The organism is Streptomyces doebereineriae, from assembly GCF_031845645.1.
Lineage (GTDB): Bacteria > Actinomycetota > Actinomycetes > Streptomycetales > Streptomycetaceae > Streptomyces > Streptomyces canus.
The window spans coordinates 1-22,489 of the sequence record NZ_JAVREZ010000002.1 but is presented as its reverse complement, the minus strand read 5'-3'; the positions used below and the strand labels follow the sequence as shown (position 1 = coordinate 22,489).

Sequence of the window (22,489 nt, the reverse complement as noted above, 5' to 3'; positions counted from 1 at the left end):
GCGGAGCAGCGCGCGGCTGGCAATAGGCTGTCCGTCGGTTGTGTAACGGAAGCCGAAAAGGGGTAAACCGGCGCGGTGATTCGCGCCGGTTCAGGGGGATTTGCCGGGTGACTCCGTGTCGGGCTACGTCAACGGCAGCCGATACAAACCACCCTGCAGGGGCTCCACGAGCCCGTCCGCGACCAGACCGTCCAGGGCCCGCGCCCGCTGTACCGGTTCGTGCCACACCCGGTCGAGAACCGCCTGCGGCACCGGCGCATGAGCCTCCCTCAGCACGGCGAGCAGCTTGCCGCGGACCTGGCGGTCGGTACCGGCGTACGTCTGCCCGCGCCGCGGCGGCCCGTCGTGCTCGGGCTTGCCCGCGAGCCGCCAGGCGCACTGGGCGGCGATGGGACAGCGCACACAGGTCTCGTTCTTGGCCGTGCACACCAGCGCGCCCAACTCCATGGAGGCGGCGGCCCAGCGTGCGGCGGTGCTCTCGTCCTCCGGCAGCAGCGCGCGGGCGAGCTTGCGCTCGGCGGCTGTGGTGGCGTTCGGCGGGTACCGCACGCCGGTCACCGCCCGCGCGAACACCCGCCGCACATTGGTGTCCAGCACCGCGTGCCGCTGCCCGTACGCGAAGGAGGCGACGGCGGCGGCCGTGTACTCACCGATCCCGGGCAGCGCGAGCAGCTGTGCGTGTTCGGTCGGTACGTCACCGCCGTGCCGTCCCGTTATGGCGACCGCGGCGCCGTGCAGCCGCAGCGCCCGGCGCGGGTAGCCGAGCCGGCCCCAGGCGCGCACGGCCTCGCCGGGCGCCTCCGCGGCCAGATCGGCGGGCCGCGGCCACCGCGCGAGCCACTGCTCGTAGACCGGTAGCACCCGGTTCACGGGCGTCTGCTGGAGCATGAACTCACTGACCATCACCCCCCACGGCCCGGCCTCGGGCCGCCGCCACGGCAGATCCCGGGCGTGCTCGTCGAACCAGTCGATGACGGGGGAGTGCAGGCCCGCTCCGGGAGGAGCGTCGATGATGCCGTCGGCGGGGCTGCTGTGCGGGGGCTGGGGCTGGGGCTGGGGCTTCGTGGGCGCAGTCATGGCCTTCCGATCCTGCCATGCCGGAGGTGACGGACGGGTGTTCTGAGGGACGGGTCGCTCGGACCGGGGGGTGACCTTCGTGATCACGGACCGTGAGCAGTAGATCGGTTCGGTCACGATCCGCTGTCGGCACGTGTCAGGCCTGGCGGAAGTCCCGGGCGGGACAGCCGTTTCCGGAATGATGATCCTGAAAAGTTGTGACGCCCGGCGGCGGGTGAGGGCGGTGAACTCGTAGATCTCTCGTACAGTTTGCGCCGTGGGATCTCTGCGCAATCCGGTCGGGCCGCTTCCCTCCTCCATCTACTGGCGACGGAGGGCCGTCATGCTGTCCGTCCTCGCCGTGCTGGCGCTGCTGATCGCATGGATCGTCAGCTCCGGCGGCGGAGGCGGCAGGAACGGCGCGGACGGGTCCAACGGCAAGCACCCCACCCCCTCGACGATCACCCCCGGACCGTCCGGTTCCGGTCCTGCGATCAGCCAAGCGCCGGGCGGACGCGACGAGTCGACGACCGGTGGGGACACCGGCGGCGGGTCGGGGTCGGCGTCGGGGTCGAGCTCGGGTTCCGGGGCCGGAACGGGCGACAGCTCGGGTGCCGGTGGTGAGACCGGTACGGGCGGCTCCGCCGGGGCCGGCGGAGCCGGTGGTGCGGGGAGTGGCGGTACGGGTTCCGGAGTGGGGCAGAGCGACACTCTTCCGGCCGGCTCCACGCTGCCCAACTGCACCGCCGGTGCGGTGAAGTTGAAGGTTCGGAGCCTGCGCAACGCCTACGACCCCGACCAGGCGCCCACGTTGCTGCTGACCGCGACCAACTCCTCCGGCAGCGACTGCAAGGTCGATCTCGGGCCGAAGAACGCGGTGTTGACGATCACTCAGGCCGGCGAGGACGACACGTACTGGTCGTCCGCCGACTGTCCTGTGACCGCGGGCAACCTCGTCTACCGCGCCCCGGCAGGCAGCAGCATCACGTACACCGTGAAGTGGGACCGCAAGCCGAGCGCGCCGCAGTGTGCGACGCCCGCGGCGGGGGCGGCCGGGGCGGGGACGTACCTGGTGGAGCTCAAGGCGCCCGGGTATGCGACCGCGCAGGCTTCGTTCGTGTTGGAGAACGACTAGTTGGAGACCGGCTGGTCGGAAAGTGGCTGGTCGGAGAATGGCTGAGAGGGTGCCGGCCCGCTATACGTACCGTTCCAGGATCGAGCTCTCCGCCAGGCGGGACAGGCCCTCTCGGACGCTCCTTGCCCTTGCCTCGCCCACTCCGTCCACCGTCTGCAGGTCGTCCACGCTTGCCGCGAGGAGCTTCTGGAGGCTGCCGAAGTGCTCCACGAGGCGGTCGATGATCGCGCCCGGCAGGCGGGGGACCTTGGCCAGCAGGCGGAAGCCCCGGGGGGAGACGCCCGAGTCGATCGCCTCGGGGGAGCCGGTGTAGCCCAGGGCGCGGGCGACCGTGGGGAGTTCGAGGAGCTCCGCGTGGGTCAGGGCGTCCAGTTCGTACAGCGCCTCGTCGACCGTGCGGGAGCGCTTCGCGGTGGGTTCGGGGACGTAGTCCCGGACCACCAGTTCGCGTTCCGGTTCCACGCCCGCGATCAACTCGTCCAGCTGGAGGGCGAGGAGGCGGCCGTCCGTGCCGAGTTCGACCACGTACTCGGCGATCTCCGTGGCGATACGGCGGACCATCTCCAGGCGCTGGGCCACGGCCGAGACGTCCCGGACCGTCACGAGGTCCTCGATCTCCAGCGCGGAGAGCGTGCCCGCGACCTCGTCCAGGCGGAGCTTGTAGCGCTCCAGGGTCGCCAGGGCCTGGTTCGCGCGGGACAGGATCGCCGCCGAGTCCTCCAGGACACGGCGCTGGCCGTCGACGTACAGGGCGATGAGGCGCATCGACTGGGAGACGGAGACGACCGGGAAGCCGACCTGCTTGCTCACGCGGTCCGCGGTGCGGTGCCGGGTGCCCGTCTCCTCCGTCGGGATCGTCGCGTCGGGCACGAACTGCACGCCCGCCCGCAGGATCTTCGACAGATCGGACGAGAGCACGATGCCGCCGTCCAGCTTGCACAGCTCACGCAGACGCGTGGCCGCGAACTCGACGTCCAGGACGAAACCGCCCGTGCACATCGTCTCCACCGTCTTGTCGAAGCCGAGCACGATGAGTCCGCCGGTGTTGCCGCGCAACACCCGCTCGAGGCCGTCGCGCAGGGCGGTGCCGGGGGCCACGGCGCTCAGGGAGGCGCGCATCAGGCCGTCGGAACCGGCACTCCCACCGGACTTTCCGGGAGCTGCCGCCCGGTCGTTGGCTGCCACTGCTCTCCTCCGGTCGCGGGGTCTTGGACGCTCCCGTGTCGTCATTCGGTTCGTACGGACGGGCGAGACCAGGGCAAAGTCTACCGGCGGTCCTCGTCGTCCCGTGGGGCCTCTCGCCGACGCGAGCGCGGAAGGACCCTCAGGGCGTCCCCTATGTCCGCGACTTCCAGGACCTTCATGCCGGACGGGATCTTGCCGGGATCGCCCGGTACGAGTGCATGTGTGAAGCCCAGACGGTGTGCCTCGGAGAGCCGGCGCTGGACGCCCGTGACCCGTCTGACCTCGCCCGCGAGGCCCACTTCGCCGATCGCGACGAGGTTCTTGGGCAGCGGGGTGTCGCTGGCGGCCGACGCCAGGGCGAGGGCGATCGCCAGGTCCGCGGCAGGTTCCGAAAGCTTTACACCACCGACCGTCGCGGAGTAGATGTCCCGCTTGCCGAGCGCGCTGATCCGGCCTCGCTGTTCCAGGACGGCGAGCATCATCGAGACGCGGGAGGTCTCCAGACCGGAGGTGGTGCGCCGGGGCGAGGGGATCTGTGAGTCGACGGTGAGCGCCTGGACCTCGGCCACCAGAGGGCGGCGGCCCTCCAGGGTGACGGTGAGACAGGTGCCGGGGACCGGTTCGGCACGACGTGTCAGGAAAAGTCCGCTTGGGTCCGCGAGGCCCGTGATGCCCTCGTCGTGCAGTTCGAAGCAGCCGACCTCGTCGGTGGCGCCGTAGCGGTTCTTGACGCCTCGTACGAGCCTGAGGCGCGCGTGCCGGTCGCCCTCGAAGCTGAGGACCACGTCCACGAGGTGCTCGAGCAGGCGCGGGCCCGCGATCGCGCCGTCCTTGGTGACATGGCCCACCAGGAGGGTGGACATCCCGCGTTCCTTGGACGCCCGGATCAGTGCCCCGGCCACCTCGCGCACCTGGGCCATGCCGCCGGGGGCGCCGTCGATCTCGGGGGAGGCCACCGTCTGCACCGAGTCGAGGATCAGCAGGGACGGCTTCACCGCGTCCAGATGTCCGAGGACCGCGGACAGGTCGGTCTCGGCGGCCAGATACAGGTGGTCGTCGATCGCGCGGATGCGGTCGGCGCGCATCCGGACCTGGCTCGCCGACTCCTCGCCGGTCACATAGAGCGTGCGGTGCTCGTCGCTCGCCGACTTGGCCGCCACGTCCAGCAGCAGCGTGGACTTGCCGACGCCGGGTTCGCCCGCGAGGAGCACCACGGCGCCGGGCACGAGGCCGCCGCCGAGCACCCGGTCCAGCTCGGGCACGCCGGTGGAGCGGGCGGTGGCCTGACGGCCGTCGACCTGGCCGATGGGCACGGCGGAGGTGGTGACGCGGCCGGGTGTCGTCGTACGCACCGCGGGCGCGCCGTACTCCTCGATCGTCCCCCAGGCCTGGCACTCGGGGCAGCGGCCGAGCCACTTGGCCGTCTGCCAGCCGCACTCGGTGCAGCGATAGGACGGGCGCTCCTTGGCGGACTTCGTACGGGCAGCCATGCACGAACCGTAACCGCCGCCACTGACAACCCTGCCGCCGCCCGCCGGACGGCCTGCGCTCCGGCATCCGGACCAACCCGGCCCCGGCATCCGGACCAACCCGGCCCCGGCATCCGAATCACCCCGCGCCCCGCGTGCGAACCGGCCACGTCACGACGGGAACGAGCCACGGAATCACGGGTTCCTGTCCCCTATTGAGGGATCGTTTCACCCGTACGGAGTAAATGTGCTCGAGGCGCCGGAAGGGGCCATCTTCCGCCCCCTACGGTCCACGGATGATGAGCAGCAGTCCGGAGACCTCGACCCGCACCACCGGCGCGCACCGGGCGCAACGGGAGGAGCGCGACCGCGGTGCCGCGCGCACACCGGCGCAGGGGCCGCCGACGCGCTACGAGCCGTACCTGGACGGCCTGTTCACCTACTGCCTGTCCGTGTTGTGCGACCACGACGCGGCCATCGCGGCCCTCGGCGACGTCCTCGCGCTCGCCGAGAGACGGGGCGGCCCGGAGGCGGCCGGCGACCGCAGGGCGTGGCTGTACGCGCTGGCCCGCTGGGCCTGTCTGCGCAAGCTGGCCGAGGCCAAGCAGAAACGTCAGGCCACCCATGCGGCGGGACGTCAGGGAGCGTCCCAGAAGTCCGCCGAGCCCCCGGTCGCCGCGGACCTGCAGGAGGTGCGCCGCCGCGAACTCGCCCTGCTGGCCTGGCCGGAGGCGGCTGGGACCACCCCCGAGCAGCGCGAGGCGCTCGAACTCGCCGTACGTCACCACCTCGCCGCCCACGAGGTCGCCGCCGTCCTCGGCATGGACCTCGCCGGTGCCCGCGAACTGCTCGCCTCCGCCGCCTGTGAGGTCGAGCGCACCCGCGCGGCCCTCGCCGTCGTCGAGACCGGTGACTGTCCGAGCGTGGCCCGGCTCACCGGCGACAGCCAGTTCGTGCTCAGCTCCGCCCTGCGCCGAGAACTCGTGCGCCACGTCGACGACTGCCCACGCTGCCGCCGCAGTGCCGAGCGCGCGATTCCCGGACGCTGGCCCGGAGCCATGACCACGCCCGCCGAGCTGCCCGTGCTCGAAGCGCCGCGCGGGGCGCTGCACATGGCGCCGGCGCACCCGTCACGCGCGCGTGGCGGCGTCGTGCCCCGCTTCGACCGGCGCGGCTTCCCGATGGATCCCAAGGACCGGGCCGCCCGCCGCGACCGCCTGCGCGCGCGTGCCGTCACCACGACCGTCGTCGCCACCGTCGTCGCCGCCCCCGTGCTCGCCCTGTGGGCCGCCTACCGGGGCGGACCCGGCGAGGGGGTGGACGGCCACTCCGCGAGCGCCAGCGAGGCGCACGAGCCCGGCAGCCTGGACGGTGAGACGGCGAGCGGCGGCTACGAGAACGCCGGCAACGCCCGCACCCAACCCGGCAGCCGCTTCGCCAAGGACGGCCGCCCCGATGTCTCCGTGGAGGTCGTCAGCGTCGCCGGGGCGGGCAGGAAGGGTGCCGGGCGCCTGGAGGTCGGCGCCGACAACAGCGGCGACACCACGCTGATCACCCTCACCGCGACCGGCGACGCCCCGGTCCGCTGGTCGGCCACCACGGGAGCCCCCTGGCTCTACCTCAGCCAGTCCTCGGGAACCCTGAGACACGGCGAGTCGTTGACGATCAAGGTGTACGTCGACCATCTGCGCGAGCCATCCGGACCCTGGAGCGCGCGCGTGGCGATCGCACCGGCCGGCGCGGTCGTCACCATCCAGGGCTACGGCACGGCGCCCGCACCCTCCGACCCCGGCGAGCCGACGACACCCCCGCTCAGTCCCAGCCCCACGTCCTCGGCCCCCTCGGATCCCACACCGAGCGACCCTCCGTCCTCGTCCCCCTCCCCGACTCCACCCGACTCCACCCCGTCCGACCCGGCAAGCCCGACGCCCCCACCCACGGACAGCGGCGACCCGAGCCCGTCCGCGTCGTAGCGGATGCGGCAGAGCCGGGGTCCGTCGGCGGGCAGGGGGACTTGTGTCGGGAGTCGGGGCCGGAGGGCGGTGTGTCGGGCGCTCAGTCGGTCGGGTCCGCCGGATGCGGTGCCAGCAGGGGCAGCTGGGAGGCCAGGCGCTCCTCGCAGAGCTCGACGAGGCGGTCGTAGCCCGCCTTGCCCATCAGCTCGATCAGTTCGGGGCGGTAGGAGACGTACACCGGGTCACCGGCGCCGTGTGCCGAGGTCGCCGACGTGCACCACCAGTGCAGGTCGTGACCGCCCGGACCCCAGCCGCGCCGGTCGTACTCGCCGATCGACACCTGGAGCACGCGGGTGTCGTCGGGCCGGTCGATCCAGTCGTACGTCCGCCGCACCGGAAGCTGCCAGCAGACGTCCGGCTTGGTCTCCAGCGGCTCACGGCCCTCCTTCAGGGCCAGGATGTGCAGCGAGCAGCCCGCGCCGCCCGCGAAGCCGGGCCGGTTCTGGAAGATGCAGGAGCCCTGGAAGGGCCGGGTCTGCCGGTCGCCGTCCTCGTCCTCCGAGACCCAGCCGTTCGCCGTGCCCTCGTCGTGGTGCTGCCAGATGTCCGGAGTGAGTCGCGCCACATTCTCGGCGACCCGCTTCTCGTCGTCCTCGTCGGAGAAGTGGGCACCCAGCGTGCAGCACCCGTCGTCCGCGCGGCCCGCCTGGATGCCCTGGCAGCCACTGCCGAAGATGCAGTTCCACCGAGAGGTCAGCCATGTCAGATCGCAGCGGAAGACCTGCTCGTCGTCCGCCGGATCCGGGAACTCCACCCACGCGCGTGCGAAGTCGAGCCCCTTCTCGTCGGCCTTCAGAGCCTTCATGGCCTTCCGTGACTGCTTGGGTGGCTTCACCCGCGAAGGACCGCCGGCAGATTCGGCCGTTTTGTCGTCCTTCACCTTTTTCGTCTTTGGCACGCGTCCAGGGTAAGTCGCCCGAGCCCACTCCGGAGACAGTCGAACGACCAGCTGGCAGTAGCGTTCCCTACATGAGACTCGGTGTCCTCGACGTGGGATCGAACACGGTGCATCTGCTGGTGGTGGACGCACACCCCGGCGCCCGCCCCCTGCCCGCGCACTCGCACAAGGCGGAGCTGCGCCTTGCCCAACTCCTCGACGAGGCCGGGGCGATCGGTCCCGAGGGCGTCGAGAAGCTGGTCGCGGTCGTCAAGGACGCGCTCCAGGCCGCCGAGGACAAGGGCGTCGAGGACCTGCTCCCGTTCGCCACCTCCGCCGTCCGCGAGGCCAGCAACGCCGACGACGTCCTCGCGCGCGTGCGGGCCGAGACCGGTGTCGAGCTCCAGGTCGTCACCGGCGCCGAAGAGGCCCGTCTCACCTTCCTCGCCGCCCGCCGCTGGTTCGGCTGGTCGGCGGGCAAGCTCCTGGTCCTCGACATCGGCGGCGGCTCCCTGGAGGTCGCCTACGGCATCGACGAGGAACCGGACGCGGTGGCCTCCCTCCCGCTGGGCGCGGGCCGCCTCACGGCAGGCTGGCTCCCCGGCGACCCCCCGGATCCGGACGCCATCCGGACCCTGCGGCGCCATGTGCGCGCCCAGATCGCCCGCACGGTCGGCGAGTTCGCCCGCTTCGGCGCCCCCGACCACGTGGTCGCCACCTCCAAGACCTTCAAGCAGCTGGCCCGCCTGGCAGGCGCGGCCCGCTCGACGGAGGGCCTCTACGTCCAGCGCGAACTGAAGCGCGAGTCCCTGGAGGCCTGGGTCCCGAGGCTGGCCGGCATGACGACGGACCAGCGGGCGGAACTCCCGGGCGTGTCGGAGGGCCGGGCGAACCAGCTCCTGGCGGGCGCCTTGGTGGCCGAGGGCGCGATGGATCTGTTCGGTGTGGAAAAGGTGGAAATCTGCCCCTGGGCGCTGAGAGAGGGCGTCATCCTGCGCAGACTTGACCATATGGGATCAGTTCAGGGCATATAGGGGCGCGCGGAACGGCGCGAGCAACCCCGACGCACCCGCACCCGCCCAGTGGCAATCACCACAACGGCGAATAGGCACCCCGCACCCCACCCACGGCAACCCGTAATCTGTCCCCCATGGCAGAGCCAGTCGTACGGATCCCGGATGCGAAGGTCGCCCTGTCGACGGCCTCCGTCTACCCGGAGTCGACGGCGACGGCCTTCGAGATCGCCGCACGCCTCGGATACGACGGCGTCGAGGTCATGGTGTGGACCGACCCGGTCAGCCAGGACATCGAGGCCCTGCGCCGCCTCTCCGACTACCACGGCATCCCCATACTCGCCGTGCACGCCCCCTGCCTGCTCATCACGCAGCGCGTGTGGTCGACGGACCCCTGGGTCAAGCTCCAGCGCGCCCGGGCGGCAGCCGAGAAGCTGGGCGCGAGCACGGTCGTCGTCCACCCGCCGTTCCGCTGGCAGCGCCAGTACGCCCGGGACTTCGTCAGCGGGATCTGGCGGATGGCGAACGAGACGGACGTACGGTTCGCCGTCGAGAACATGTACCCCTGGCGCTATCGCGACCGCGAGATGCTCGCCTACGCCCCCGACTGGGACGTCACCAAGGACGACTACCGGCACTTCACGATCGACCTCAGCCACGCGGCGACCTCCAGGACCGACGCGATGCAGATGGTCGACCGGATGGGAGACCGTCTCGGCCATGTGCACCTCGCCGACGGCAAGGGCTCCGCGAAGGACGAGCACCTCGTGCCCGGCCGCGGCGCCCAGCCCTGCGCCGAGCTCCTGGAGCGCCTCGCCCTGAGCGGCTTCGACGGCCATGTCGTCATCGAGGTCAACACCCGCCGCGCGATGTCCGGCGCCGAACGTGAGGCCGACCTCGCCGAGGCCCTGGCCTTCACCCGCCTCCATCTGGCCTCGGCGGTGCAGGTGCCCCGGCGATGAGGAACCGAGCGACCGTGCAGGTGCCCCGGCCGTGAGCGACCTCGAAAGCGCCCCGGCGACCGGCGACGTCACCGCCCGCAAGCGCGGCCGGCCCCGCCGTACGGAATCGGACGCGGCCGGCACCCGCGACCGGATCCTCCTCGCGGCCCGTGAGGAGTTCTCCGAGCGGGGCTACGAGAAGACGTCCGTGCGGGGGATCGCCAAGGCCGCCGGGGTCGACTCGGCCCTGGTCCACCACTACTTCGGCACCAAGGAGCAGGTCTTCGAGGCTGCCGTGGAAGTCGCCGCCGCGCCCGCGCTGAGCGCGCCCGACGCGCTCGCCGAGGGTCCGCTGGAGGACGTCGGAGAGCGCCTCACCCGTTTCATCTTCGGCGTCTGGGAGAACCCGGCGACGCGCATGCCGATCCTGGCGATCGTCCGCTCGGCCGTGACCAACGAGACAGCGGCCGCCGTCTTCCGCCGGCTCGTCGCCGCCCAGCTGCTGCGCCGCATCGCCGACCAGCTGGACCTGCCGGACGCCGAACTGAGGGCCGAGCTGGCGGCCGCGCAGCTCGTGGGGACGGCCATGCTGCGGTATGTGATCAAGGTGGAGCCGCTGGCGTCGACGGACATCGAGCAGATCATCGCGCGGGTGGCCCCGGTGGTGCAGAGCCATCTGACCGGGCCCTGACCCGAGACGGCCGTCCCGCATTCCGGACGCCTTGTCCCGACCCCTGGATGACGGGCGTACGCTCGTTAGCAGTCAGAAGTCTCATACGACCGTCTCTGAAGTCTCTGACGACCGTCTCTGAAGGAGCGAGCGACGATGCCCGAGCTGAGGTCCCGCACAGTCACCCACGGCCGCAACATGGCGGGCGCCCGCGCCCTTATGCGCGCCTCCGGTGTACCCGGTGCGGACATCGGCCGCAAGCCGATCATCGCGGTCGCCAACTCCTTCACGGAGTTCGTGCCGGGCCACACCCACCTGCAGCCGGTCGGCCGGATCGTCTCCGAGGCGATCGTCGAGGCCGGCGGCATCCCGCGCGAGTTCAACACCATCGCCGTCGACGACGGCATCGCGATGGGGCACGGGGGAATGCTCTACAGCCTCCCCTCCCGCGACCTGATCGCGGACTCGGTGGAGTACATGGTCGAGGCCCACTGCGCCGACGCCCTGATCTGCATCTCCAACTGCGACAAGATCACTCCGGGCATGCTGAACGCCGCGCTGCGGCTCAACATCCCCACGGTCTTCGTCTCCGGCGGCCCGATGGAGTCCGGCCGCGCGACCCTCGTGGACGGCACGGTCCGTACCCTCGACCTGGTCGACGCGATGTCCGACGCGGTGAACGAGAAGATCTCCGACGAGGACATGCTCCGTATCGAGGAGAACGCCTGCCCGACCTGCGGCAGCTGTTCCGGCATGTTCACGGCCAACTCGATGAACTGCCTCACGGAGGCCATCGGCCTCTCGCTCCCCGGCAACGGCTCGGTCCTGGCGACGCACACGGCCCGTAAGCAGCTGTACGTCGACGCCGCCAACACGGTCATGGACATCACCCGCCGCTACTACGAGCAGGACGACGAGACGGTTCTGCCGCGCAACGTCGCCACTTTCGCGGCCTTCGAGAACGCCATGGCCCTCGACATCGCCATGGGCGGCTCGACCAACACGATCCTGCACCTGCTGGCGGCGGCCCAGGAGGCGGAGATCCCCTTCGGCCTCGCCGAGATCGACGCGGTCTCCCGCCGCGTCCCCTGCCTCGCGAAGGTCGCCCCGAACGTCGCGAAGAACCGCACGTACTACATGGAGGACGTGCACCGCGCGGGCGGCATCCCGGCGCTGCTGGGCGAACTGCACCGCGCGGGCCTGCTGAACGAGGACGTGCACTCGGTCCACAGCCCGTCGCTGGCGGACTGGCTGAAGACGTGGGACGTGCGGGGAGGCTCGCCTTCCGCGAAGGCGCTCGAGCTGTGGCACGCGGCCCCCGGCTGTGTCCGCTCCGCCGAGGCCTTCTCCCAGTCGGAGCGCTGGGAGGCGCTGGACGAGGACGCCGCCGAGGGCTGCATCCGCAGCGCCGAGCACGCGTACTCCAAGGACGGCGGCCTGGCGGTCCTCAAGGGCAACCTGGCGGTCGACGGCTGCGTCGTGAAGACGGCCGGCGTGGACGAGTCGATCTGGCGGTTCGAGGGCCCGGCGGTGGTCTGCGAGTCGCAGGAGGACGCCGTCCAGAAGATCCTCACCCAGCAGGTCAAGGAGGGCGACGTCGTCGTCATCCGCTACGAGGGCCCCAAGGGCGGGCCCGGTATGCAGGAGATGCTCTACCCGACCTCGTACCTGAAGGGCCGCGGCCTCGGCAAGGCCTGCGCCCTGATCACCGACGGCCGCTTCTCCGGCGGCACGTCCGGCCTGTCCATCGGCCATGCCTCCCCGGAGGCCGCGGCCGGCGGCACCATCGCCCTCGTCGAGGACGGCGACCGCATCCGCATCGACATCCCCGGGCGGTCGATCGAGCTCCTGGTCGACGAGGAGGAGCTGGCCCGTCGCGAGGCCGCGCTGGGCGGGGCCTACGCCCCGAAGAACCGTGAGCGCAAGGTCTCCGCGGCGCTGCGGGCCTACGCGGCGATGGCCACGAGCGCCGACAAGGGCGCGGTGCGGGACGTGTCGAAGCTGGGCTGAGGTCCGCTCCTTCGCTCCGCGAGAACTTGGGGCCGTCCCTTCGGGGGCGGCCCCCTTTGTTACCTGCGCTTGGTCGGTGCGCTACCAGTCCGAGGGCTTGCGGGCGTCCACGGCGAAGATGGTGCCGTCGGGGGCGGTGGCGTAGACGTGGTGATCGGCGACAGCGGGCCGGGGCAGCGTGGCGATCACATCGCCCGCGTCGGCGCCGAGCCGTGCCGGTGTCTGGCCGGCGAGCGTTCCCTTGCGCGCGTCCACCGCGAGCAGCCGCCCGTCGGAAGCGGTGACGAAGACGTGACTGCCGTTTGAGACCGGGACGGATCCCCGGCTCACGGACGTCTCCAGGTGCCACAGTTGCCGGCCCGTGTCGACGTCGATGGCCTCCAGAGCTCCGGCGGTGGCCAGCACATAGACGACACCGGCGTGCACCGCGGCCTCGGCGCCCTGCCGAGGCACGGGCAAGGCCACCTTCCGGGTCGCTCCGGATGCGGGGGTGTAGCGGACCACGGCCTTGGCGTAGTCGTAGACCTGGTCGACGGAGAGGAAGAAGACGGATCCGTCCTCGGAGCCGATCGGCGTCAGAGCGCCGTCGAGGTGTTCGTCCCACCGCACGTCACCCGTGGCCGCGTCCACAGCGGTGACCCGAGTGCTCGACTCGTCGACGGACGTGCTTGTCACGTACAGCAGTGGGTCTCCGGGAAACGTCGAGAACGACGGTGTGGCGTGGCCGGGTATCTCCTTGCTCCACCGGGTGTCGCCGGACGCGCTGTCCACGCCGGTCACCTTCCCGTCCGCATGGGTGACCAGAAGCATGCCGTCGGCCGACCACATGCCGTCGTACGTCGGCACGTTCCGCTGCCAGCGCGTCCGGCCTGTGGCGAGATCGAGCGCCTGCAGACGGTTGCCGTAATCGGCCATCGGCAGCAGGAGGCCACCGGACAGGGCGGGCGGAACGCTCCACCGGTTCGTGTCGGCCGAATGCCGCCACAGCAGTCTGCCGTCGGTCGGATCGAGGGCGAAGACCAGACCCGCCCGCACACAGAAGAGCTTTCCCGCCCCGTACGAGCACCGGGGCGTGCCCTTGCCCCCGGCCATGGGCTTCGCCTCCCAGGCGCGGAACGCGGACGCCCCCGCCGGAGGCGTACTGCTCTCCGTCGGCGTGGGCTGCCCGTCGCCGAGCAACTCGACCGAGGCGAACACTCCGCTCGCGACAAGGACAAGCGCGCCGGCGGCGAGCAACACGTTCCTGCGCAGGCGCCGCTCGGGTCGCCGTACCGGCTCCTCGGCCTCTTGCTCAGGCATCAGCACATCACCCGTGCGCTGCGCCGGTATGAATGCCTGAGTGTCGTACGAGGCCGCGACCGACCGCAGCTCCCGCATCAACTCGTCCGGAGTGGGCCGGTCCTCGGGCTCCTTGGCGAGGCACCGCACGATGAGCGGTGCGAGGTTCTGCGGTACGCCGGTCAGGTCCGGCTCGTCGTGCACGACCTGGTAGGCGACGACATAAGGACTGTCGGAGTCGAACGGCCCGCGCCCGGTGGCCGCATGCACCATCACGGAACCGAGGGCGAAGATGTCGGCGGCGGGTCCCACCTCCCTGGGCCGCCGGAACTGCTCCGGCGCCATGAACGGCGGCGTCCCGATCAACTTCCCGGTCTCGGTGCGCAGTTCACTGTCCTTTGGCCGAGAAATACCGAAGTCGATGACCTTCGGCCCGTCCTCGGCGAGCAGCACATTGCTCGGCTTGAGGTCCCGGTGGACCACCCCGACCCGATGGATGTCGCGCAGTGCCTCGGCGAGCCCGGCCATCAGCCGACGCAACTCGGCCGGCGCCATGGGCCCGTTCCGCTTCACCTCGTCCGAGAGAGTCGGGCCGGGAATGAACAGCGTGGCCATCCAGGGCCGTTCGGCATCGGGATCGGCATCGACGACGGACGCGGTGAACGCCCCGCTCACCTTCCGGGCCGCGGCCACCTCCTGCCGAAAACGCCCCCTGAACTCGGGGTCCTTGGCGAACTCGGTATGGACGACCTTCACCGCGAGCTTCATCCCCGAGGCGCTGCGCGCGACGTGCACGACACCCATCCCACCGGAGCCGAGGCACGACTCCAGCCGGTAGTGACCGGCGTACTCGGGAAGTTCCGCTTCCGCGCCCGCTCCGGTGTTGCCCTGTGGCGCCATGGAACCACCCCCGTGCTGATCGTCCGCGCGCGCGACGCACGGAGCCTAGTCGATGACTCGTACGGGACAGAGGCGGCTTGCTAGTCTCCACGTGCGAGTTGCGTACATGTGTTTCATGGCGTGATTTAGGGGAATCAACGGGACCCCATGGCAGTCATGGGGACCAACGGGGGAGGATTTTCATGTCTGTTGACCGCGTGGAAGAAGTCGAGAGCGGCGAGAGCAAGTCCGTGACAACAGCCGCTGCCGCGACCGCGGCCGTGCACTACTACTCGGTGGCACCGGGTTACCGCCTCAACGTCCGCCGCGGCCCGGGCACGCAGTACGGCATCGTCCGTGTCCTCCCCGAGGGCGCGCAGGTCGCGATCTACTGCCAGACGCCGGGGACTTCGGTTGTCGGCCCGTACGGCACCTCGAACATCTGGGACAACATCGCCAACGGCGAGTTCGTCTCGGACGCCTATGTACGCACCGGCAGCGACGGCTACGTCGCCTCGCGCTGCGGCTGAAACCGGCGCCCTCCTCGTGGTGGGCGCCGCCACTCAACATCAGCAATAGTCAGTACGTCTCCGACGCGTACGTGAACACCGGCAGCGACGGGTACGTGGCCGACCGCTGCTCCTGATCCCCGAAGGGAGCCCGCCCCCACCCCGGAGCCATAATCGTCCCGTGAGCGACGAATCCGGCACCCAGGACATCCCCGCGGGCTCCCCAGAGGGCGGCGGCCCCCGCCCCGAAGCGATCCGTTTCTTCGGCACGACCTGGGTGAACCACGACAACGGCTACGCCCTCCGCCGCGTCGGCGCGGCCACCGGCTCCCTCGCCGCCGCCGTCGCCTCCTGTTTGATCCTCCGCTTCGCCTACGAGGGTCTCCAGATCGCCGACACCGGCAGCTTCGTGACCGTCCTCGTCATCGCGATGTTCGCGATCTGCAGCGCGCTGGCCTTCCGCAATACGTGGGACGGCTTCGGAAGTCGCCCCGACCCGGACCGCCAGGCCTCCCTCCGCGGTCTGTTGGCCATCGGGTTCGTCGGGTCGCTCCTGGCCTTCTTCTGCCGCTCCCTCATCGAGGCGCCGGGCGAGAAGCTGCACCGCGAGGAGTACGAGGCGGCGCGGAGGGAGCACGAGAAGCGGGGCGCTCGCCGCACCGGGAACCCCTCGAAGAAGAAGCGCCGACGCTGACGGCCCTCGGGCAGTTGCGGCGGCGCCGCGACGGAGCCGCAGATCGGCACAGCCCCGCGCCTCTTCAAGCGCCCACGCCTCCGGCTCTCACCGAAAACTCACCGCGCCCCACCCGCACCCCGGCCACCATGTCCCTATGACGGCTTCCTCCCACACCACCCGAGCCCACTCCTTCAACGCCGCCGCAGCCCAGTACGCCGCCAACCGACCCTCCTACCCACCCGCCCTCTTCGACGCCGTCGAAGAACTCGCCGGCCGGCCTCTCGCGGGTGCGCGGGTCGCTGACATCGGGGCCGGTACCGGTATCGCGACCGCTCTGCTGCAGGCCCGGGGCGCCGAGGTCGTCGCGGTCGAACCCGGGGACGGCATGGCGGCGCAGTTCCGCCGCACGCACCCCGGTATCCCGATTCTCAGGGGCGACGGCAACGACCTCCCCCTTCTCACCGACACCGTCGACTTCCTGACCTACGCCCAGTCCTGGCACTGGACCGACCCCGCCCGCGCGGTCCCCGAAGCCCTCCGCGTCCTGCGCCCCGGCGGCGCGCTCGCCCTGTGGTGGAACACCCACGCCCTCGACGTGCCGTGGATCACCGGTCAACTGGACCGCATCGGGGAGCACTTCAAGGCCTACGGCGCCCACCCGGCCGTCGAGGTGAACGGCAACGGAGCCCGGTCGGCCCTGGCCGACCCCACCGGCCGCCTGGACTTTGCCCACCGCGTGGTCCGCTGGAGCCGCAGCGTCCCCGTCGACACCCACCTCGCCAACATCGGCAGCCACTCACTGTTCCTGGTCGCGGGCGAGGAGCATGCGGGCGCCTTCCTCACCGAGGAGCGGCGGATCCTGCTGGAACTCTTCCCGGACGAGACCGTCGAGGAGACCTACGACGTCGAATTGCTGGTCGCCGTCAACGCCTGACCCCGACGAGCTCCAGGGGGTGACTCGCTTGACGGGTAGAGACCGCGAGAGCATTATTCATCGCATGGTGAATAAAGAGTCCGGGTCACCCGACGACAGCGACGACCGCACGGACCAAGGACCCGCCATCCCCGCCGTCCACGCCGACGGCCTCACCGTCGTCCGAGGCCCCCGCACCGTCCTGCGCGGCCTCGCCTTCGACGTCCCACGCGGCCAGATCACCGGCCTCCTCGGCCCCTCGGGCTGCGGCAAGTCCACGCTGATGCGCTCGATCGTCGGCACCCAGGCCAAGGTCACCGGCACCCTCGACGTCCTCGGCCGGCCGGCGGGCCACCCCACTCTCCGCACCCGCATCGGCTACGTCACCCAGGCCCCCTCCGTCTACGACGACCTGACCGTCCGCCAGAACCTCGACTACTTCGCCGCGATCCTCGCCCCCGGCCGCGCCGCCGCCGACCGCCGCCACTCCGACGTCACCCAGGCCATCACCGACGTCGACCTCACCACCCACGCCGACTCCCTCGCCGGCAACCTCTCCGGCGGCCAGCGCAGCCGCGTCTCCCTCGCCGTGGCCCTCCTCGGCACCCCCGAACTCCTCGTCCTCGACGAACCCACCGTCGGCCTCGACCCCGTCCTGCGCCGCGACCTCTGGAACCTCTTCCACGACATCGCCGCCCGCCGCGGCGCCACCCTCCTCATCTCCTCCCACGTCATGGACGAGGCCGAGCGCTGCCACCGTCTCCTCCTGATGCGCGAGGGCGAGATCCTCGCCGACGACACCCCCGATGCCCTCCGCACCCGCACACACTCCGACACCGTCGAGGAGGCCTTCCTCCACCTGGTCGACCAGGCCGTCGAGGCAAGCCGGACCAAGGAACCCACGCGATGACCACGACCACCACGCCGAACCTCGCGCCCCCTCCCACCAGCGCCCTCAGCCTCTCCCGCACCACCGCCACCGCGGCCAGGGTCCTGCGCCAGCTCCGCCACGACCCGCGCACCATCGCGATGATGATCCTGATCCCCTGCGTGATGCTCTTCCTGCTGCGCTACGTCTTCGACGGCAGCCCGCGCACCTTCGACAGCATCGGCGCCTCCCTCCTCGGGATCTTCCCGCTGATCACGATGTTCCTGGTCACCTCCACCGCCACCCTGCGCGAACGCACCTCCGGCACCCTCGAACGCCTCCTCGCCATGCCGCTGGGCAAAGGCGACCTCATCGCCGGCTACGCCCTCGCCTTCGGCCTCCTCGCGATCATCCAGTCCGCCCTCGCGACCGGCCTCGCCGTCTGGTTCCTCGGCCTCGACGTCATCGGCAGCCCCTGGCTCCTGCTGTTGGTCGCCCTGCTCGACGCCCTGCTTGGGACCGCCCTCGGCCTGTTCGTCTCGGCCTTCGCGGCCTCCGAGTTCCAGGCCGTCCAGTTCATGCCGGCCGTGATCTTTCCCCAACTCCTCCTCTGCGGGCTCTTCACCCCCCGCGACAACATGCACCCCGTCCTGGAGACCATCTCCGACGTCCTCCCCATGTCCTACGCCGTCGACGGCATGAACGAAATCCTCAGGCACACGGACATGACAGCGACCTTCGTACGCGACGCGTTGATCGTGGCGGGCTGCGCACTGCTGGTCCTGGGCCTGGGAGCGGCAACCCTCAGGCGCAGGACTCCATAGCGCTGCGAGCGCCCGGCCAACCCCACTCGTGTTCCGCCCACCGGACATCCACCCTGCATGCCCCGACCCGGTGCCAGACTGAACCGCATGAGTCAGAAAGTCGCAGTCCTCGGCACCGGCAAGATCGGCGAAGCCCTGCTCAGCGGAATGATCCGCGCCGGCTGGGCCCCGGCCGACCTCCTGGTCACCGCCCGCCGCCCCGAGCGAGCCGAAGAACTCCGCACCCGCTACGGAGTCACCCCGGTCACCAACCCGGAAGCCGCGAAGACCGCCGACACCCTGATCCTCACGGTCAAACCGCAGGACATGGGCACCCTCCTCGATGAACTCGCCCCGCACGTCCCGGCCGATCGCCTGGTCATCAGCGGCGCCGCCGGCATCCCCACCTCCTTCTTCGAGGAGCGCCTCGCCACCGGCACCCCCGTCGTCCGCGTCATGACCAACACGCCCGCACTGGTCGACGAGGCCATGTCGGTCATCTCCGCCGGCACCCATGCCACCGCCGACCACCTCGCCCACACCGAGGAGATCTTCAACGCCGTCGGCAAGACGCTCCGCGTCCCCGAGTCCCAGCAGGACGCCTGCACCGCCCTCTCCGGCTCCGGACCGGCGTACTTCTTCTACCTGGTCGAAGCCATGACGGACGCCGGCATCCTGCTCGGCCTGCCCCGCGACAAGGCCCACGACCTGATCGTCCAGTCCGCGATCGGCGCCGCGACGATGCTCCGCGACAGCGGCGAGCACCCGGTGAAGCTCCGCGAGAACGTCACCTCCCCCGCGGGCACCACCATCAACGCCATCCGCGAACTCGAGAACCACGGCGTACGCGCCGCCCTCATCGCCGCCCTCGAAGCCGCCCGCGACCGCAGCCGCGCCCTGGCCTCCGGCAAGAAGGACTGACGCCCACCGGGGGCGGTCACCCCGCCGCGTCCACCACTTCCTTCGTGGCCACCACACGAGCGAAGCCGCCCCCATGCAGCGAGACCGCCGACGCCTGTGCCACCTCGTCCGCACTCCGCCGCCAGCCGAACGGGCCCTCCAGATCGAACGTGTGCGTCGCGTCATAGGCGACCACCACGTCGTACCCCAGGTTCCCGCCCATCCGAGCCGTCGTCTCCACGCACATGTTGGTCTGGATCCCGGCCACCACGAACTGCGAGATCCCCTCGCCCTTCAACCAGGCATCCAGATCCGGCGTCCCGTAAAAGGCCGAGTTCACGGTCTTCGTGACCAACAGCTCAGCCCCGCCCACCCCCTTCCCGCGCCGCCGCTCCACGTACTCCTTGAAGCCGTTCCCCTCATACCCCGTCCGAAGTGGCGACTCGGGCTTCCGCGAGTCATGCCGTACGAACACGACCGGCCGCCCCGTCGCCTGCCACACGTCGATGAGCGAAGCGATGTTGTCATCGGCCTCCGGGTTGTTCCGCGGTCCCCAGAAGTCGGCCTCGTCGAAGCCCTTCTGGACGTCCACGACCACCAGCGCTGCGTTCTCTGCGATCTCCATGCCGACGATCCTGCCGCCGGGAGCACGACCCACCCAGCGGGTGAAAAGACAGCGATCGATGATTTACTGCCAGCCATGGAGAACCCTGGAGAGAAGGAGCACGCGTACCGCGTCGCGCTGGTCGCCTTCCCGGGGATCCGCGCCTTCGACGTCTCCGTCATCACCGAGGTCTGGGGCACCGATCGCACCGATCGTGGAGCCCCCGCCTTCGACCTGCGCCGAGTCGCCCCCGACACCACACCGGTCCCCATGCGCGGCGGCCTCACCCTCCTTCCCGACCGCACCCTCGACTGGCTGGCCCGCGCCGATCTCATCGTGATCCCCGGCCTCGACGACCACCTCACCTCCGCACCCACCCCCCTCCTCGACGCCCTTCGCCGCGCGCATACCCGCGGCACCACCATCGCGGCCCTGTGCGGCGGCGCCTTCACCCTCGCCCAGGCCGGCCTCCTCGACGGCCGCCGCGCCATCACCCACTGGAACCTGATCGACCTCCTGCGCGCCCACCACCCCCAGGTCACCGTCGTCCCCGACGCCCTCTTCATCGAGGACGGCAACATCTGGACCGCGGCCGGCACCGCGGCAGGCATCGACCTCTGTCTCCACCTCGTCCGCCAGGCCCACGGCGCCGAAGCCGCAGCCACCATCGCCCGCTCGATGGTCACCGCGCCCTTCCGCACCGGAACCCAGGCGCAGTTCATCGAGCACCCCACCCCGCGCGCCGACCGCGACTCCGACGCCCTCGCCGCCGTACGCGAGCACGCCCTGCGCCACCTCCACGAACCGCTCACCATCGCCGACCTGGCCGCCCGCGCAGGTATGTCCGCTCGTAGCTTCGCCCGTCACTTCACCGCGGAGACCGGCACGACCCCGCTCCGCTGGCTCCTCGGCCAGCGCATCGCCGCAGCCCAGAAACTCCTCGAACGCACCGACCTGCCGATGCCCGAGGTCGCCCGCCGCGTCGGCTTCGGCAGCGAGGTCACGATGCGCCAGCACTTCGCATCGCGCCTCGCCACCAGCCCACGCGCTTACCGGGCAGCGTTCAGCACGACCCCGTCGACCGCGCCGGTATCCACCGCGACCGGATCGGCAGTGGCCGGAAGCAGCCCGATCGCGCGATAAGCCGCATCCACGGTCGGCCGCGCCATCGCCCGCGCTCTCTCCGCGCCATCCCGCAGCACCCCCTCCACATAGCCAGGATCCGCGCACAACTCCTTGTGCCTCTCCTGCACGGGCCTCAAGACCTCGACCACGGCCTCGGCGGTGTCCTTCTTCAAGGCGCCGTACGACTCATATACACCGCTCAGCTCCGATGGGTTCCCACCCGTGCAGGACGCGAGGATCTCCAGCAGATTCGCCAGGCCGGGCCGCGCCTCCCGGTCGTAGACGACCTCCCGCCCGCTGTCGGTCACGGCCCGCATCACCTTCTTCCGCACGACATCCGGCTCGTCGAGCAGATAGACGATCCCCGGCCCGGAGTCGTCGGACTTCCCCATCTTCGACAGCGGGTCCTGGAGGTTCATGACCCGCGCTCCCACCGTGGGCAGGGTGGCCCGGGGCACCACGAAGGTGTAGCCGTACCGCTGGTTGAACCGCGTCGCGAGATCCCGCGTCAGCTCCACGTGTTGAGCCTGGTCGTCCCCGACCGGCACCTCGTCGGCCCCGTACGCCAGGATGTCCGCCGCCATCAGCACCGGATATGTCAGCAACGACAGCCGCACACTCCCGCCCCGCGCCCGCTCCCGAGCGGCCTTCTCCTTGTACTGGATCATCCGCCGCATCTCGCCGTCCGTGGCCACGCACTCCAGCACGTACGACAGCCGCGCGTGCTCGTCCACATGGCTCTGTACGAACACGGTGCACAACTCGGGATCCAGCCCCGCCGCTAGCAACAGCGTCGCCGCCTGCCGACTCAGCCGGCGCACCCGCGCCGGATCATGGTCGACGGTCAGGGCGTGCAGGTCGACGATGCAGAACAGCGACTCGGCCCGGTGCTGGTCCACCGTGGCCCACTGCCGCATAGCTCCCAGGTAGTTCCCCAGCGTCAGATGCCCCGTCGGCTTGACCCCGCTGAAGACCCGCGTCATCTCTCCACCTCCTGGTCGAGGCCGCCGTCCCCGGCCGGCCGACCCTCAGGAGTCCTGGAGGGAGATACGCAAACGGCCGCCGAGGCGGCGGCCGTTGAGTGCATACGTGAGCACGGCCGCCGTCAGGCGGCCCACCACTGCTGGGTGCACGTACGCGTTGTCATGCCTGTCAGCGTACGCCTCCAGGGGCCCGTCCGGAGTTGAGTTGACACTCCCCAGCCCGGTACGTAGTGTTCTCCGAGTTGTCCGACGTGAGCGCCGACCCCGGTCGGTCCCCGGACAGCCATTCCGCAAGTACCAGTCAACAAACGACGACAGTCGCTCTGTCTGCCGTCGCTGCATTGGCGTGCGTATTCGCGAAATGAGGAATCCGTGTTCGAAAGGACGGCGGGCCCCCGATTAGCTCGGGAGCCGGGAATCCGCTAAAGTCTCACTCGTCAGAACGGCCCAAGGGCCGGGAAGACAAGCCCCGCTGACTGGGAATCAGGCCCGAAAGGATCTGATAGAGTCGGAACCGCCGGAAAGGGAAACGCGAGAGCGGGAACCTGGAAAGCACCGAGGAAATCGGAACCGGAAACGG

At 70.7% G+C, this 22,489-nt stretch carries 20 protein-coding genes; 13 read left to right on the top strand and 7 right to left on the bottom strand.

The features are described from left to right. Positions 1 to 123 precede the first annotated feature (123 nt). Positions 124 to 1,077: an HhH-GPD family protein gene (locus RNB18_RS05610; RefSeq protein ID WP_311713054.1), complete on the bottom strand. Its 954-nt coding sequence runs from the start codon at positions 1,075 to 1,077 to the stop codon at positions 124 to 126. A 256-nt stretch (positions 1,078 to 1,333) separates the two neighbouring features. Here RNB18_RS05610 and RNB18_RS05605 point away from each other — a divergent pair, with 256 nt between their 5' ends. Continuing rightward, the gene (locus RNB18_RS05605; RefSeq protein ID WP_311713053.1) at positions 1,334 to 2,191 is read left to right on the top strand and encodes a hypothetical protein; all 858 of its coding nucleotides are present in this window, start codon (positions 1,334 to 1,336) and stop codon (positions 2,189 to 2,191) included. Between the two features lie 60 nt (positions 2,192 to 2,251). Here RNB18_RS05605 and disA read toward each other — a convergent pair whose 3' ends face one another. Further along, positions 2,252 to 3,376, bottom strand: a complete 1,125-nt coding sequence (gene disA / locus RNB18_RS05600) for a DNA integrity scanning diadenylate cyclase DisA (protein WP_057612461.1) — start codon at positions 3,374 to 3,376, stop codon at positions 2,252 to 2,254. Between the two features lie 80 nt (positions 3,377 to 3,456). After that, on the bottom strand, positions 3,457 to 4,866 hold the full coding sequence (gene radA, locus RNB18_RS05595) for a DNA repair protein RadA (protein WP_266515495.1): 1,410 nt from the start codon (positions 4,864 to 4,866) through the stop codon (positions 3,457 to 3,459). A gap of 275 nt (positions 4,867 to 5,141) precedes the next feature. Here radA and RNB18_RS05590 point away from each other — a divergent pair, with 275 nt between their 5' ends. Further along, on the top strand, positions 5,142 to 6,818 hold the full coding sequence (locus RNB18_RS05590; protein ID WP_311713052.1) for a BACON domain-containing protein: 1,677 nt from the start codon (positions 5,142 to 5,144) through the stop codon (positions 6,816 to 6,818). An 82-nt stretch (positions 6,819 to 6,900) separates the two neighbouring features. Here RNB18_RS05590 and RNB18_RS05585 read toward each other — a convergent pair whose 3' ends face one another. Then, positions 6,901 to 7,758, bottom strand: coding sequence for a hypothetical protein (locus RNB18_RS05585; protein WP_311713051.1), 858 nt, complete (start codon positions 7,756 to 7,758; stop codon positions 6,901 to 6,903). A 71-nt stretch (positions 7,759 to 7,829) separates the two neighbouring features. Here RNB18_RS05585 and RNB18_RS05580 point away from each other — a divergent pair, with 71 nt between their 5' ends. From RNB18_RS05580 to ilvD, 4 genes are all read left to right on the top strand, one after another. After that, complete coding sequence (locus tag RNB18_RS05580; RefSeq protein WP_311713050.1) at positions 7,830 to 8,771, top strand: Ppx/GppA phosphatase family protein; 942 nt, start codon at positions 7,830 to 7,832, stop codon at positions 8,769 to 8,771. Positions 8,772 to 8,887: 116 nt separating this feature from the next. Continuing rightward, a complete protein-coding gene (locus RNB18_RS05575) occupies positions 8,888 to 9,712 on the top strand; it encodes a sugar phosphate isomerase/epimerase family protein (RefSeq protein WP_057612466.1) in 825 nt (274 codons plus the stop codon). A 31-nt stretch (positions 9,713 to 9,743) separates the two neighbouring features. Next, on the top strand, positions 9,744 to 10,382 hold the full coding sequence (locus tag RNB18_RS05570; protein WP_311713049.1) for a TetR/AcrR family transcriptional regulator: 639 nt from the start codon (positions 9,744 to 9,746) through the stop codon (positions 10,380 to 10,382). Between the two features lie 135 nt (positions 10,383 to 10,517). Next, positions 10,518 to 12,371: a dihydroxy-acid dehydratase gene (gene ilvD, locus RNB18_RS05565; protein ID WP_311713048.1), complete on the top strand. Its 1,854-nt coding sequence runs from the start codon at positions 10,518 to 10,520 to the stop codon at positions 12,369 to 12,371. 81 nt (positions 12,372 to 12,452) lie between these two features. Here the strand turns inward: ilvD and RNB18_RS05560 are convergent, their stop codons facing one another. Then, complete coding sequence (locus RNB18_RS05560) at positions 12,453 to 14,549, bottom strand: protein kinase domain-containing protein (protein WP_311713047.1); 2,097 nt, start codon at positions 14,547 to 14,549, stop codon at positions 12,453 to 12,455. Between the two features lie 182 nt (positions 14,550 to 14,731). On the opposite strand from RNB18_RS05560, the gene RNB18_RS05555 reads away from it, so the two are divergent. From RNB18_RS05555 to proC, 6 genes are all read left to right on the top strand, one after another. Further along, positions 14,732 to 15,058, top strand: coding sequence for an SH3 domain-containing protein (locus RNB18_RS05555; protein WP_311713046.1), 327 nt, complete (start codon positions 14,732 to 14,734; stop codon positions 15,056 to 15,058). Between the two features lie 160 nt (positions 15,059 to 15,218). Continuing rightward, on the top strand, positions 15,219 to 15,731 hold the full coding sequence (locus RNB18_RS05545) for an EamA/RhaT family transporter (RefSeq protein ID WP_311713045.1): 513 nt from the start codon (positions 15,219 to 15,221) through the stop codon (positions 15,729 to 15,731). A gap of 136 nt (positions 15,732 to 15,867) precedes the next feature. Further along, positions 15,868 to 16,647, top strand: a complete 780-nt coding sequence (locus RNB18_RS05540; RefSeq protein WP_311713044.1) for a class I SAM-dependent methyltransferase — start codon at positions 15,868 to 15,870, stop codon at positions 16,645 to 16,647. Between the two features lie 64 nt (positions 16,648 to 16,711). Beyond that, positions 16,712 to 17,536, top strand: a complete 825-nt coding sequence (locus RNB18_RS05535) for an ABC transporter ATP-binding protein (protein WP_311713043.1) — start codon at positions 16,712 to 16,714, stop codon at positions 17,534 to 17,536. Further along, positions 17,533 to 18,318 (top strand): ABC transporter permease, encoded by a 786-nt coding sequence (locus RNB18_RS05530; RefSeq protein ID WP_311713042.1) that lies wholly within the window; start codon positions 17,533 to 17,535, stop codon positions 18,316 to 18,318. Before RNB18_RS05535 ends, RNB18_RS05530 begins: the two co-directional genes overlap by 4 nt. Positions 18,319 to 18,405: 87 nt before the next feature. Next, positions 18,406 to 19,218 (top strand): pyrroline-5-carboxylate reductase, encoded by an 813-nt coding sequence (gene proC / locus RNB18_RS05525; RefSeq protein WP_311713041.1) that lies wholly within the window; start codon positions 18,406 to 18,408, stop codon positions 19,216 to 19,218. Between the two features lie 16 nt (positions 19,219 to 19,234). Here the strand turns inward: proC and RNB18_RS05520 are convergent, their stop codons facing one another. Beyond that, entirely contained in the window at positions 19,235 to 19,822 is a 588-nt protein-coding gene (locus RNB18_RS05520) for a cysteine hydrolase family protein (protein ID WP_311713040.1), read from the bottom strand. A 75-nt stretch (positions 19,823 to 19,897) separates the two neighbouring features. Between RNB18_RS05520 and RNB18_RS05515 the strand changes: the two genes are divergently transcribed. Next, on the top strand, positions 19,898 to 20,944 hold the full coding sequence (locus RNB18_RS05515) for a GlxA family transcriptional regulator (protein ID WP_311713039.1): 1,047 nt from the start codon (positions 19,898 to 19,900) through the stop codon (positions 20,942 to 20,944). Here RNB18_RS05515 and trpS read toward each other — a convergent pair. Then, complete coding sequence (gene trpS / locus RNB18_RS05510; protein ID WP_311713038.1) at positions 20,851 to 21,909, bottom strand: tryptophan--tRNA ligase; 1,059 nt, start codon at positions 21,907 to 21,909, stop codon at positions 20,851 to 20,853. The genes RNB18_RS05515 and trpS overlap by 94 nt on opposite strands. Positions 21,910 to 22,489 lie beyond the last annotated feature (580 nt).

Excerpts from the sequence above, each read along its gene's own strand:
- RNB18_RS05575 (WP_057612466.1), top strand. The coding sequence starts at position 8,888 with ATGGCAGAGCCAGTCGTACGGATCCCGGATGCGAAGGTCGCCCTGTCG.
- trpS (WP_311713038.1), bottom strand. The coding sequence starts at position 21,909 with ATGACGCGGGTCTTCAGCGGGGTCAAGCCGACGGGGCATCTGACGCTG.
- RNB18_RS05520 (WP_311713040.1), bottom strand. The coding sequence starts at position 19,822 with ATGGAGATCGCAGAGAACGCAGCGCTGGTGGTCGTGGACGTCCAGAAG.
- RNB18_RS05580 (WP_311713050.1), top strand. The coding sequence starts at position 7,830 with ATGAGACTCGGTGTCCTCGACGTGGGATCGAACACGGTGCATCTGCTG.
- RNB18_RS05540 (WP_311713044.1), top strand. The coding sequence starts at position 15,868 with ATGACGGCTTCCTCCCACACCACCCGAGCCCACTCCTTCAACGCCGCC.
- RNB18_RS05530 (WP_311713042.1), top strand. The coding sequence starts at position 17,533 with ATGACCACGACCACCACGCCGAACCTCGCGCCCCCTCCCACCAGCGCC.
- radA (WP_266515495.1), bottom strand. The coding sequence starts at position 4,866 with ATGGCTGCCCGTACGAAGTCCGCCAAGGAGCGCCCGTCCTATCGCTGC.
- RNB18_RS05555 (WP_311713046.1), top strand. The coding sequence starts at position 14,732 with ATGTCTGTTGACCGCGTGGAAGAAGTCGAGAGCGGCGAGAGCAAGTCC.
- RNB18_RS05610 (WP_311713054.1), bottom strand. The coding sequence starts at position 1,077 with ATGACTGCGCCCACGAAGCCCCAGCCCCAGCCCCAGCCCCCGCACAGC.
- RNB18_RS05535 (WP_311713043.1), top strand. The coding sequence starts at position 16,712 with ATGGTGAATAAAGAGTCCGGGTCACCCGACGACAGCGACGACCGCACG.
- proC (WP_311713041.1), top strand. The coding sequence starts at position 18,406 with ATGAGTCAGAAAGTCGCAGTCCTCGGCACCGGCAAGATCGGCGAAGCC.
- ilvD (WP_311713048.1), top strand. The coding sequence starts at position 10,518 with ATGCCCGAGCTGAGGTCCCGCACAGTCACCCACGGCCGCAACATGGCG.
- RNB18_RS05515 (WP_311713039.1), top strand. The coding sequence starts at position 19,898 with ATGGAGAACCCTGGAGAGAAGGAGCACGCGTACCGCGTCGCGCTGGTC.
- RNB18_RS05560 (WP_311713047.1), bottom strand. The coding sequence starts at position 14,549 with ATGGCGCCACAGGGCAACACCGGAGCGGGCGCGGAAGCGGAACTTCCC.
- RNB18_RS05590 (WP_311713052.1), top strand. The coding sequence starts at position 5,142 with ATGATGAGCAGCAGTCCGGAGACCTCGACCCGCACCACCGGCGCGCAC.